10 protein-coding genes and 1 pseudogene are annotated in these 12806 nt (G+C 44.8%); 9 read left to right on the forward strand and 2 right to left on the reverse strand.

Features of this window, described 5'->3' with window-relative positions; translation table 11 throughout:
• Positions 1–131: 131 nt before the first annotated feature.
• A pseudogene (locus tag GC101_RS08645) lies at positions 132–332 on the forward strand (RNA polymerase subunit sigma-70); the annotation flags it as partial.
• A gap of 137 nt (positions 333–469) precedes the next feature.
• Here the strand turns inward: GC101_RS08645 and GC101_RS08650 are convergent.
• Positions 470–1018 (reverse strand): TetR family transcriptional regulator, encoded by a 549-nt coding sequence (locus tag GC101_RS08650; protein ID WP_171716889.1) that lies wholly within the window; start codon positions 1016–1018, stop codon positions 470–472.
• 188 nt (positions 1019–1206) lie between these two features.
• Between GC101_RS08650 and GC101_RS08655 the strand changes: the two genes are divergently transcribed.
• The 5 genes from GC101_RS08655 (at position 1207) to GC101_RS08675 (ending at position 5751) form a co-directional block, all read left to right on the forward strand.
• Positions 1207–2208: an NADP-dependent oxidoreductase gene (locus tag GC101_RS08655; RefSeq protein WP_171716890.1), complete on the forward strand. Its 1002-nt coding sequence runs from the start codon at positions 1207–1209 to the stop codon at positions 2206–2208.
• Positions 2209–2267: 59 nt separating this feature from the next.
• Positions 2268–3110 (forward strand): alpha/beta fold hydrolase, encoded by an 843-nt coding sequence (locus tag GC101_RS08660; RefSeq protein ID WP_171716891.1) that lies wholly within the window; start codon positions 2268–2270, stop codon positions 3108–3110.
• Positions 3111–3334: 224 nt separating this feature from the next.
• A complete protein-coding gene (locus tag GC101_RS08665) occupies positions 3335–4033 on the forward strand; it encodes an SDR family oxidoreductase (protein WP_171716892.1) in 699 nt (232 codons plus the stop codon).
• 42 nt (positions 4034–4075) lie between these two features.
• A complete protein-coding gene (locus GC101_RS08670; protein WP_171716893.1) occupies positions 4076–5155 on the forward strand; it encodes an alkene reductase in 1080 nt (359 codons plus the stop codon).
• Positions 5156–5169: 14 nt separating this feature from the next.
• Positions 5170–5751 carry a TetR/AcrR family transcriptional regulator gene (locus tag GC101_RS08675; RefSeq protein WP_343049639.1) on the forward strand — a complete coding sequence of 194 codons (582 nt, stop codon included), beginning with the start codon at positions 5170–5172 and terminating at the stop codon, positions 5749–5751.
• Between the two features lie 96 nt (positions 5752–5847).
• Here the strand turns inward: GC101_RS08675 and GC101_RS08680 are convergent, their stop codons facing one another.
• A complete protein-coding gene (locus GC101_RS08680) occupies positions 5848–7308 on the reverse strand; it encodes an MDR family MFS transporter (RefSeq protein ID WP_171716894.1) in 1461 nt (486 codons plus the stop codon).
• Between the two features lie 163 nt (positions 7309–7471).
• Here GC101_RS08680 and GC101_RS08685 point away from each other — a divergent pair, with 163 nt between their 5' ends.
• The 3 genes from GC101_RS08685 to GC101_RS08695 all read left to right on the forward strand — a co-directional run bounded on the left by GC101_RS08685 (position 7472) and on the right by GC101_RS08695 (position 12597).
• A complete protein-coding gene (locus GC101_RS08685; RefSeq protein WP_171716895.1) occupies positions 7472–8071 on the forward strand; it encodes a TetR/AcrR family transcriptional regulator C-terminal domain-containing protein in 600 nt (199 codons plus the stop codon).
• A gap of 295 nt (positions 8072–8366) precedes the next feature.
• Entirely contained in the window at positions 8367–11450 is a 3084-nt protein-coding gene (locus tag GC101_RS08690; protein ID WP_171716896.1) for an ATP-binding protein, read from the forward strand.
• 25 nt (positions 11451–11475) lie between these two features.
• On the forward strand, positions 11476–12597 hold the full coding sequence (locus GC101_RS08695) for a response regulator (protein ID WP_171716897.1): 1122 nt from the start codon (positions 11476–11478) through the stop codon (positions 12595–12597).
• The last annotated feature ends 209 nt before the right edge of the window (positions 12598–12806 follow it).

Consider the following 12806-nt stretch of genomic DNA (forward strand, 5'->3'; position numbering starts at 1 on the left):
ATAAATATTAAAAATTTAATATATTTTTAGAGTTGTGATATAGATTAAATACTATATTTATTAAAATTTATACTATATATGGTAACTATCAGATATATTAACTAACATAATCTGATATGTATGGTTCTGATACCGATAAAGAGGGCAACGAGATCACGCTGATCGATATCCTCGGCTTCGAGGCCGACGATGTAATTAAGGAAGTTGATCTGAAGACTGAGAAGAGCAAGATATATCGTAATCTCGATATTCTCGATGAACGTGAGAAGGAAGTCGTGGTAGGGCGGTTTGGTTTGGATACAGGCGGGGAAGAGCGGACGCAGCGGGAGATTACAGCCTACAAAGCGACTTGTCGCAGAAGGGTTTTTTTAGGTGAACCAGATGAAAGCGGATTGGTAGTTATTATAGCTGTAAATAATTAAAGCCAGGCGTTCAAGGTGAAAAGGGTCTTTGAATCCAACTAGAGGATTCAAAGACCCTTTTTGATTAAACTCCAGATGCGTTCAAACCTGTCTTGGTAGTCTGGAAGATTCCAGGATTCTTTGAAGGACGGGAGGCTAAACACCGCAAATGCGGAGAGAATTGCCTCTGCCCGTTCGAAGCGGGGATCGTGATAGTCCATGAAGCCATCAATAATTTGATAGGAATCCCATAGAACATCGCGTAACACCAGGGGATTGCTATCCACGTATTGTGTATTCAAAGCGAACATTTTGGGGTTTTCGTTATAGGCGCGTTTTTTGGCGTTAGCAAATGCCCAGAGCCAATCATGGAGCAGGTCCTGTGCATTCATCAAATTTGTCTTATCTAGTTTAATTTGTTCTGAAATCATCCGGTTGAACCAGTTTTTTGACACAGCTGCCCAGAGCTCTTGCTTATTCTTAAAGTGTTTATAAAGCGCGGCGTGGGTGATACTTAATTCATCCGCAATTTGTGAAAGGGTCACTTCGGATTTTTCCGTGCGTTCAATTAATGCCTCCGCTGTTTCAATAATGAGCTCTTGTGTGATTTTAGCCACCGCGCTTCCAACCCTTCTTATTTCGATAAATTCCTTATCAATCGTTTTATGCACCTGTCTCAATTTTAGCATATAAAACAATGGGTAACAATTGTTGACTTTTGTAACCTTTGATATTATGCTTGAACCATAAGTTACAAAAACAATAAAATGTTACTTATTATTCAGCACATAGGAGGCAATGGATTATGAGAGCGGCACAGATTACCAAGTATTCAAAAAAGTTCAAAGTAGAAGTCAATGATATTCCAGTCCCGGAAATAAGTGAAAACGAGGTTTTGGTCAAGGTGAAAGCAGCGGCGGTTAATCATTTGGAATTGCTCATCGGGACCGGAAGCGTCAAGCTGATCCAGGATTATGAGTTTCCATTAGTACTCGGTAATGAGCTGACAGGTGTTATTGAAAAGGTCGGTAAGAACGTCCGGGGATTTGAAGTTGGCGATGCCATTTACTCACGCCTGCCACTACAAAAAATTGGTGCTTTTGCAGAATACGCGGCGATTCATGCGGATGCCATCGGGCACTTGCCCGCTAATCTCGATTTTGTGACCGGTGCTGCTGCGCCATTAACAGGATTGACTGCTTACCAAGGTTTGCATGAAGAATTGGCTGCCAAAGCTGGGGAAAGCGTGTTTATTCCCGGGGGTTCTGGTTCATTTGGCCAGATGGCCATTCCTATCGCCAAAAGCATGGGGCTGAAGGTCATCGTTAGTGGAAGTCCGCAAGCACGTGAACGGACAATGGCGGCTGGAGCAGACCAATATATGGATTACACGAAGGAGAACTATTGGGAACAACTTCGTGATGTTGATTATGTAATGGATACCTTGGGACCAAGCGAATTTGATCATGAACTTTCGATTATAAAAGCAGGTGGTCGCCTTCTGTCCCTGCGGACCGGCCCTAACAAACGTTTCGCCGAGCATATGGGCTTGCCAGGCTGGAAACAAAAGCTCTTCACCATTGCCGGGGCCAAGTATGATCACAAAGCGAAGAAAAAGAAGATTCAATATCATTTCATTTTTGTTCGCAGCGATGGCGATCAATTAAAGAAAATTACGAAAATTATTGAAGATAACGGGATTGTTCCAGCGGTGGACCCCACAGAATTTCGCATTGATGATATCAATGAAGCACTAAAGCTTGTTGCTACAGGTCATCCCAAGGGAAAAGTCATTATCCGATTTTAAGGAGAGCACCCCATGAAGGCTGCACAAATTTCGCGGTAGGAGATGGAGGGGACTAAATAATGACAACTAGCTATTCATATGTAGAAGCACCAAATCTAAGTGTTAAAACGGCTGATGGAACAGTTTACGCATACCGTGAACTGGGCGAGAAGACGGGTATCCCGGTCATCTTTTTTACTCATCTGTCTGCTAATCTGGACAACTGGGACCCACGCGTAGTGGATGGTATTGCCCAAAAACATTGGGTCATTACATTTGATAATAAAGGTGTTGGACTTTCTAGCGGGAAAGTTCCAGATACGATTGAACAAATGGCAAAAGATGCGTTGACGTTCATTCATACACTGGGATTTGAGCAAATCGATATTTTGTCATTTTCGATGGGCAGTATGATTGCACAAGAACTCCTGGCCATCGAACCAAGACTTGTTCGTAAACTTATTTTGTCAGGAACTGGCCCGCGTGGGGGTAAAGGCATTGAAAAGGTTACGAAAATTTCTGACCGTGATCTGATACGTGCAATCTTCACGTTGAGCGATATTAAAACCTATCTATTCTTCACGCGAACAGATAATGGCAAACAGAAAGCAAAAGAATTCTTGGTGCGGATCAAAGAACGTAAAGAGGCGCGGGATAAGATGATAAGTATCAAAGGATATCGTAGACAACTTAAAGCCATCCACGAATGGGGAATGGCAAAACCTGCTGATTTGTCAGGAATTACGCAACCTACACTTGTAGTTAACGGTGACGATGACAGAATGGTACCTACATCAAACTCCTATGATTTGGTTCAACGAATTCCCAACAGCAAGCTCGTTATTTATAAAGATTCCGGTCACGGTGGGATTTTTCAATATCATGATGAATTTGTGAAATCAGTAATAGCCTTTTTAGATTAATAACACTAGGAAATGATAATGCCCAAAAACAGGATGAGATTGGATTTTCTTTACCGAACGTTCTCGATATGTTATATTGAACAACAGGGAGGGAATAGAATGGCAAGAAGAGATATTAGTATAATTTTCTGTGTTTATTCTAGTATGATCGTTCTAGAATGAGAACGCCGTTCTATCCCTTGAATGAAGAATTGTAATCAAAAACAAAAAAAGGAGCTAATACAATGAACATTTCTGAACAAGTAGCATTTGTCACTGGAGCAAACCGGGGTCTTGGCCGTCAGCTTACTCTTGAACTTCTTTCCAGAGGGGCTAAAGTATACGCTGGTGCAAGAAATCCGGAGACCATTGATATTCCTGGAGTTACACCTGTAAAGCTTGATGTTACAAAACCGGATGAGGTTGCAGCAGCAGCAATCCTTGCTAAAGATGTTACGCTTCTTATCAACAATGCTGGATCATCTACTGGCGCTTCTTTGCTGGAAGGGGATGTGGAAAAGATACAGTTGGAATTTGATACGCATTTCTTCGGTACGCTGTCCATGGTTCGTGCTTTTGCACCAATCATTGAAAAGAACGGTGGAGGATCGATTTTGAATATTCTGTCCGCATTGTCTTGGTTTAGTTCAGGAACTGCGGGAGCTTATACAGCTGCGAAGGCTGCCGCGTGGGCATTGACGAACGATTTACGTTTAAACTTGTATCCTCGTAATGTACGAGTAGCGGGATTACATGTAGGCTTTATGGAGACTGACATGACAACCGGTGTTGATGCTCCCAAATCGAACCCTTCAGATATCGCAAAAATAGCTATTGATGGCATCGAATCTGGCAGCTTTGAAATTCTTGCTGATGATACCAGCCGGATGTTACAAGGTGCACTTGCAGGTGGCATTTCTGCACTATACCCACATCTTACTTAATCATATTTTCTTGTTAATCCAATTTAAAAAGGAGTGTTAATAATGGAAAAACTGTGGACTAAAACAAAAGTTGGCAATTTGGAATTACCGCATCGCTTGGCGATGGCGCCAATGACACGCAGCAGAGCAGAGGAAGATGGTACACCGGGAGAATTAATCTCCCTGTATTATGCACAAAGAGCATCGATGGGACTCCTTATTACAGAAGGTGCACAACCATCCGATGACGGTCAAGGGTACTTAAGAACACCTGGGATCTATACGGAAAAGCATATTGAAGGTTGGAAAAAGGTTACTAATGCCGTGCATGATGCAGGCGGGTATATTTATATTCAATTAATGCATGTCGGTCGTGTGTCGCATCCTGACAATACGCCACATCACCGGCAGCCCGTTGCACCCTCTGCAATTGCACCAGGAGTAGAAACGTTTACGGCTACAGGCATGCAGGATATCCCCGTACCACGTGAGTTGAGTAAAGAAGAGATTCAAATAACCATTGCAGATTATCGTAAAGCTGCGGCCGCTGCTATTGAAGCAGGCGCTGACGGCGTTGAAATTCATGGAGCAAATGGTTATCTAATCAACCAATTTATCGGTGAAAATTCCAATAAACGTATGGATGAATATGGTGGATCTATAGAAAATCGAGCTCGCTTCGCGATTGAAGTAGCCAAAGCCGTCATTGACGAGATCGGGGCAGAGAGAACTGGCTTCCGCATTTCGCCAGGGACCCCTCTTGGCGGGATTCAAGATGGTGAACAGGGTCCTGATCTTTATCGTTATCTTACGCAGGAATTAGCAAAATTGAATTTAGCTTACCTTCATATTATGCACCTCGGAAACGATGAATTGCTTCAAGATATTCGTTCCTTATGGACGAATCCGTTGTTAGTCAATCGGGCTGGACGGGGACTGGAGAATATTGGTGTTGATATCGAGAGTGGTCTTGCTGATCTGGCACCTATTGGGGTATGGTCATTGGCTAATCCGGATTTTGTGGAACGACTTAAAGCAGGCGCTCCATTAAATGAAGCAGATCCTGCAACATTTTATGGTAGTGGAAGCAAGGGTTATACGGACTATCCTACGTTGAAAGAACTGGAATCGCAGAAGGGCTAAGGTATTTGCTTGAGGTGATTACATTGGGAAGAACCAAAGAATTTGAAATTAATGAAGTGTTAGATAAAGCGGTACAGTTATTTTGGAAGCAAGGTTATGAGAAAACCTCCATGCAGGATTTAGTGGATTTTATGGGAATCCACAGAAGAAGTATCTATGATACTTTTGGTGATAAGCACGCTTTGTATATGAAGGCACTTAAGCGGTATGAGTCTACTCAAAACAAGAAATTGAGATTATTAGTCGAAAGGCAAGAGCCGGTAAAAGAATTAATCCGCCGGTTTCTGGAATCCTCGATAGAGAAAGACGAAGAACCTTTAGGATGCTTCATGGTTAATTCGGGTGTGGAGCTGGGAGTGCTGGATCCGGAAGTTGCAGCTCTTGTTGAAGATAGCTATTTCAATACAGAGAAGCTGTTATATCACCTGGTTCAGACGGGTCAGCAAAGAGGAGAGCTTAGAGCCTCACTGAAGCCGGAGGCCATTTCACATTATCTGATGAATGCCTGGTTAGGACTGCGGACGATGGTGAAAACAGCAACAGAGCAAAGGAAATTAACAAGTATTATTCATACCATACTGAACACTCTGGATTGAATAGTTCTCTGTGAAAGGTGAAGCGTTAAATTTGAATTATGATTCTAAGCAAGCAACTTATCCGCGGATAAGTTGCTTTTTGTTAGTAAATTCGGATTACTGTTGAGGATCTGAATTCTTCTGATTAGGCTTGAGAAGTAGACTGAGCAATGCTCCAGCAAGAGCAATACAAGCAGCTAACATGAAAGTGTCGGAATATGCACCCAGCCCGGCTAATACACCGCTCACAGTTTCAGTTTCGCGCACTGTGGCCCGCATTAGAAGGAAATTATTAAGGCCTGCGATGGCGAGGGGGATCACTAGATTAGCACTGGCTGAGGTCATCGGCGTAACTCGGCTGATGGATTCAGGAGGTGCTGATTGCAGAATGTAAGTGTTAAGTGACATCATACATAATCCCATGCCAATACCCATCAATCCTACTATTCCGCCAATCATCATACCGCTTGTACCCTCATTCATTTGAGATAATAGTAACAAGGCTATACCGATTACACTGAGCCCTGATCCAGCAAGCGGACGAATTCCAATGCGATCAAACAACCTGCCGCCAACCGGCATTAGAAGTCCTGAGGTAACCGCTAACATACTCATGACTAACCCGGCCTCGAACGGGCTATAGGCTCTGAAGTTCTGCAAGTATTGAGGGATGAATACGAGCGAGCCGTTGAGCGCTATATACTGTATCCAGCTGATCAGCATCCCTCTTCTAAATCGTACTTCACGAAAAGCACGCACTTCGAGAATGGGATGGGGATGTCTCAGTTCATGAAACCATAACCAAACCAGTAGCAGGAAACCAGCTCCTCCCATCAGCCATCCTGCCCAAAGGCTGGATTTAAGATTAATGCTGAGTGCAAGCAGAACAAATGCAGAAGGAGCCAAGAAAAGGCCGGGCGCATCCAAGGATTTCTTTTCTTTGGAGATAACAGATATTTGGGGCGGGCTTTTTTTCAATAAGTGACGGCTTGCTAAAGCTAATGTAATTATTCCGATCGGGACATTAATCCAGAAGATCCAATGCCAGCTTATGGTCTCCAACAGCCAGCCGGATAAGACGGGGCCGGAAGCGGGAGCGAGCAGCATCGGAATGCCAAGCATCCCCATGATCTGTCCCTTTCTATTGTCAGGAGCAAGACGGAAGATCATAGCCATGCCGATGGGCTGGATCATCCCCCCACCCAAGCCTTGTATGATCCGGAAGACAATTAACTGATTTACATCCTGGGCCATTGCACACAGCACTGAGCCGATAACGAAAAAAGTGACTGTGACCATAAATGCTCTTGCTGCACCGATTTTGTCTGAAAACCAGCCCGAAAGCGGAATCGTAACCGACATAGCCAGCATATAACCTGTAATCACCCACTGCAAAGTGTCAAAGGAGACATCGAAATTATGGCTTAGATTGGTAATCGCCACATTCATTGCGGTACTGTCAATCATCACCATCATCATGCCAGGTATAATTGCCATCAGCATCAAAATAAAAGTTTTCCTGGGTAAAGCAGTGTTCTCTCTCGCAGTTTCGTTAGGATAAATAGGTTGTTCTGCCATCTCTTTTTCTCCTTTTAGTGAACGACGTGTTGATTAACCATTCGTAGATGATTATAATCAAAACGTATAAAAATTCGATGAACATTTCCCGGATCAGTGTTTATTAATCAACAGCCGGAATTGAAATGATCAGTAAATCCTGTTTTTTTTAGGAGGAGAGGCAGTGCAAGAGAAAACAGACCGTCGTATTTTGCGAACCCGGCATCAATTGCGGGATGTATTACTTGATTTGGCTATGCAGATGCCTCTGGAGAGCATTACTGTAAAAATACTAACAGAACATGCCGGATTAAATAGAGGTACTTTTTATCTACACTATCAGGACATCCATGATTTTCATGAACAACTAAAGAATGATATCTTAGAAGAATTTCATGCAATGATAAAAAAACTTAGTCACCCTATTGGAAGTCATCAGTCCATTATGGACCCTCCTTCCGGTTATGTGCGCCCCTTTGAATATGTCTTAGAACAAAAAAGGTTTTTTCAAGTTTTTATGGGGTCAACCGGAGATAATGTGTTTTCGTTACAACTGACAGAATTATTAAAAAAACAATTTCTCCATGCTTATCTGTTGCAGCATAAGCAGATTAAGTTAAGCGATGTTCCCGATAAACAGTATTATTTGTTTGCCTACCTGGCTTCAGCTTATGTGGGGACCATGCAATTTTGGATTCAACAGGATTTTCAATTATTGCCTACTGAGATGGCTATATTATTTTCACAAATCTCGAGACTTGGTTCTGCTCATGTTCGTTTTTAATCTGTTGATCTTAGGCGATAAGGGAACTAGCTGGAGAATTAAAAGATAACCAGCCGGAATGAGAGACTGAAGTCTCAATCCTGCTGGTTATTTGTGTGATCATTAATATTGGGTTTTATTTCAATTAATTAATCTGCGGAATCTTCACAATTTCTACGAATTGTTCCTATGGAGAATCGTAATAGAGCATGCACAAGAAAAGGACATGCCGCTGAATGGTACAGATGATATGATGGAACTAAACCTGCATTAAAATGAATAAAGATAAGGCTGAGAAACGGAGTAGATCCACAAAATGAGAAAAATGCTGATGGGCCTGATTGTAGTGGGCCTCGGATGTTTTGCTATATTATTCGGCCTAGTGAAAGCCTCTGATCATAAAGCCCAGAACCCCGCTACCGCCCGGCATGGTGTACTAGATTTGAGCGCATGGGATTTTCAGGGAGAACAGGTCGTTTCGCTGGATGGACAATGGGAGTTTTATTGGGATCAGCTGCTGAGGCCGGGAGCAGAACCAGCTGTTTCTCCTGGATATATGCAGGTACCCGGTTTTTGGAAGCATGCGAATGAAGACGGGGGCCTAAACAGCCAAGGAGCCGTTACCTACCGTCTAAAGGTTAAGCTTGAGCCTTCGGCAACGATGTATGGGCTTAGAATATCCAACATCCGCATGGCCAGCGAGATCTACGTGAACGGGAACAGGGTTGCCGGCAGCGGTAAGCCCGCGGAATCCGAAAGCCTGTATAGGTATGAGAATAAACCGTACAATGCCTTTTTTACGGTACAGGGAGATACGGCGGAGATCATCATCCATGCAGCAAATTACGAGAATTCGCAGGGCGGGATTCCTTATAGCCTTTATTTCGGGAGCGCCGGGGGAATTCTTAAGCTGAATACCCATACAACCATTCTCAATTTAATTCTGATTGTATCGCTCCTTATGCTCGGGTGCTATCAGCTTAGTGTGTTTATTATACGGAGAGAAGAAAAAGGACTTCTTTATTTCGGACTCAGCTGCATCATTATCGCCTGGTCTTTTGCCAGCAACGGTGACCGGATTCTGGTTGAGTATGTGAATCTGCCGCATGAGATTTATTATAAGATTCAAGCCGTATCGCTGTATCTCTCCCTGATCACGATGGTTATGTTTATTAAGACTATGTGTAAAAGCATGATTCCTGAGTGGTTAATTAATAGTGTTGTCGGTGTGACGGCATTGTACATCGGCTTTGTGCTGCTCACGCCGTTTCAATGGTATTCGCGTTTCAATGCGGTATTCAGCTATCTGCAGCTATTTATCTATGTCATCATTCTGGGATTGATGCTTCATTCATACCTGAAGGGCAGGTATGGAGAATTCAGCAAACGGACACTGCTCCTCTTTATATTGGCCTTAGGCGGATATGTAATAGGGCTGTTTGATTACGGGTTGTATCTGAGCAGCCTGACACCCACTTACACCATAGGATACTGCTCCATATTGATTTTTTGTTTTCTGGCCTCCTTCCTCCTGTCTTACCGGTATTCGGAAGCGTATAAGACGATAGAAGGAATGGCTGTAATGCTACAGCAGGCGGATAAGCAGAAAGACGAGTTCCTGCTGCATACTTCTCACGAATTCCAGACTCCGCTTCACGGAATCATTAATTTATCCCAATCTATGCTGGAGACAGGAGCCGGAGCAGATGCAGAAGCCGGAGAACTCAGCGCAAGTCATATCCAGAATCTGTCCCTGATCAGAGATACCTCCAGAAGGCTCTCGGGACTGGTTCATGACATTCTGGATCTGGAGAAAATCAAACGCAACGAGCTAAAGGTTCAACTAACCGGTGTGGATGTCCGTGTGTCCGTCTCCCTCGTGTTCGATTTATTCCAGGGTTTGATTACTGGTAAAAAAATCAGGTTTATCAATGCCGTACCGGAGCATCTGCCCTTCGTCTATGCGGATGAGGACCGGCTCAGGCAAATTATCCATAATCTGGTCGGCAATGCGGTGAAATTTACTCATGAGGGTATGATTACGATTCATGCTCAGGTGATAGAGGGTCAGGTCAAAGTTGTGGTGGAGGATACCGGAGTGGGGATGAGCTTATCTGACTGGGAGGATATATTCCAGCCCTTTGAGCAAGCACACTCTCCTGAGGAGTACGGGGGAACAGGACTGGGGTTGTTTATCTGCAGGAAGCTGCTGCATTTAATGGACGGTACCATCAAGGTAGAGTGGTCAGAACCGGAGCAGGGGACGGGCATCGCTTTTACACTTCCGGTTGCCGAAGCAGCCCGGAATTCACTCCCGGATTACGAAGCAGCCAAGGAATCTGCCTCCATAAGCGAAGAATGGGGCATGGCGGAATTACCAGGCCGGAGCAAGAGCACCTTCACACTGCTGGCCGTTGACGACGAACCATCCAATCTTCAGGTCCTGTCCCAGGTTTTTGCCAATGAGCCTTATCAGGTCATCTGGGCGACCAACGGGCTGGAGGCCTTGGAAATGTTAGAGAAGCGCTCTGATATCGACCTGGTTCTGCTCGATGTAATGATGCCCAAAATGTCGGGGGTTGAAGTCTGCAGAGAGATCCGCGGGCAATATTCCCTGTTTGAGCTGCCTGTTATATTGCTGACGGCGCGTTACGGCAATAGCGATATTGCTGCCGGCTTCAAGGCAGGGGCGAATGATTATATCATCAAGCCGTTTGATGCTGCAGAGGTCAGGGCCAGAACGGAAACGCTCCTGAAGCTTAAGAAGTCAGTGGAAGAAGCTTTGAAGGCAGAGGTGGATTTTCTCCAGTCGCAGATCAAACCGCATTTCTTGTTCAATTCCTTGAACTCGATTATTGCCTTATGCCGGACAGACGGCGCGCGTGCGGAGAAGCTGATTATGCATTTAAGCTATTACTTAAGAAGAAGCTTTGACCCGAAGCCTGACAGCTTTGTCCGGATCGAGGACGAATTACAGCTGGTCGATGCTTACGTGCAGATCGAGGAAGCCCGGTTTGAGGAGAGGCTTACGGTTGTATATGATGTGGACCCGCAGGTTCTGAAGCGGAAGATTTTGCCGCTGACGATACAGCCTTTGGTAGAGAACGCTATCCGGCATGGGGTAACGAAGAAAATGGAGGGAGGAACGGTCAGAATCTCCATCTCCCTGGACAAGGATACGGTTTATGTGGAGGTGTGGGATAACGGGGGCGGTATCAGTGAGACGGGAATCCAAGCCTTATGGACAAGCGAAAGGGCTTCTTCCGAAAGAAGGGGAGTTGGACTCGTAAATATTCAGCGGAGACTGAAGCATTTCTATGGAGAAGCATTGCAGGTATCCAGTGAAGAAGGGGAATGGACAAGCGTTCGGTTTCAGTTCAAAATTCAGCATTACGCGTAAGCCTTAGAAGAGGGAAGGATCATTCATGAGAGTTGCAATTGTTGACGATGAACGGCTGGCGGTCCAGCGGCTTGTGCAAATTCTGGAGTGCCGTGACGATGTCGAAGTGGTTGGGGCGTTTACCAAATATACAGACCTATTGCATGACTTCACCTGTCTAAGACCTGATGCGGTCTTTCTGGATATTGATATGCCCGGAATGAACGGGCTGGAATTGGCCGCTTCCTTAATTGAGCTAGACGAGCACGTGGAAATTGTATTTATTACGGCTTATGATCAATATGCACTGGAGGCCTTCCGCGTAAATGCTGTCGATTACCTGCTCAAGCCGGTTGATGAGGATGCTTTGGCACGTACCCTCAAACGGCTCAACAGGCGGAAAGGCCATACCCGGATTAACCAAAGTATTGGCCGCTCCACTCCGCAAATAGAATGTTTCGGACATTTTCATGTTCACCATTCAAGTGGAACCGGGCCTGTAGATTTTCCGACCGCTAAGGCGGAGGAGCTGCTGGCTTTTCTGCTCATTCACAGGAATACGAATGTTTCTAAATGGGTCATTTGCGAGAGCCTGTGGCCGGAGCATGATCCCCATAAGGCAGAGCAGAACTTGCATACGACAGTATTCCGGATGAAAAAAACTTTGCTGGAAAGCGGACTCTCCATCCAGTTAACCTCCAAAAAAGGCCATTATTATTTTCAGCTGCTTGGAGAGTGTGACTATATCCGCTTTGAAGAATTGAAGAAGGAAGGGACAACACGGCTTGCCAGCATGGCTGCAGATGCGGAGCGTATTCTCAGGCATTACAGAAGGCCTTTATTCGGATATAAGGATTACCCGTGGTGTGAGAGCGCAAGGGAGCAGGCGGATCTGAGCTTCAGAGAGATGTCTATAGCAGTCGCACGTTCTTATATCAAGGCTGGGGAATTCCGGCTGGCCCATGACTTCCTGAATTTTATGCTGTCCCTTGTTCCCTACGATGAAGAGGCGCATGAGCTGATCCTCCGCATCTATCTGCACTGGAAGGACCGGGCAGCTTTTTATAAGCATTACGATAAAATGAAAACAGCCTTGCAGCAGGAAGTCGGCGTTGAGCCGCCCGCGTATCTTGAATCGCTGCTCCAGGAACTCATGAAGGACTCCTGATGAGGAACTCCATACTCACTGCTCTTCAATAACTCTGAGACCTTTCGTACCCGGAAGGACGCTCAGAGTTTTTTGTGTAACCCGGCAATGCGTGTTTATGAAAGGTTTCCTGTAAGCGTTTTGTAAGAATTGTCGAATAGAATGAGTGTTGGAGCCTTTTGTCGAATGATTGGGAGATTCGGTGATTGGATCGGGGGATTCGTATAATT

It is taken from the genome of Paenibacillus phytohabitans, from assembly GCF_013141775.1.
Classification (GTDB): Bacteria; Bacillota; Bacilli; order Paenibacillales; family Paenibacillaceae; genus Paenibacillus_AQ; species Paenibacillus_AQ phytohabitans.

Bases quoted from the DNA above. Each gene is read 5' to 3' on its own strand.
- GC101_RS08690 (WP_171716896.1), top strand. From the start codon at position 8,367: ATGAGAAAAATGCTGATGGGCCTGATTGTAGTGGGCCTCGGATGTTTT.
- GC101_RS08695 (WP_171716897.1), top strand. From the start codon at position 11,476: ATGAGAGTTGCAATTGTTGACGATGAACGGCTGGCGGTCCAGCGGCTT.
- GC101_RS08655 (WP_171716890.1), top strand. From the start codon at position 1,207: ATGAGAGCGGCACAGATTACCAAGTATTCAAAAAAGTTCAAAGTAGAA.
- GC101_RS08660 (WP_171716891.1), top strand. From the start codon at position 2,268: ATGACAACTAGCTATTCATATGTAGAAGCACCAAATCTAAGTGTTAAA.
- GC101_RS08665 (WP_171716892.1), top strand. From the start codon at position 3,335: ATGAACATTTCTGAACAAGTAGCATTTGTCACTGGAGCAAACCGGGGT.
- GC101_RS08670 (WP_171716893.1), top strand. From the start codon at position 4,076: ATGGAAAAACTGTGGACTAAAACAAAAGTTGGCAATTTGGAATTACCG.
- GC101_RS08680 (WP_171716894.1), bottom strand. From the start codon at position 7,308: ATGGCAGAACAACCTATTTATCCTAACGAAACTGCGAGAGAGAACACT.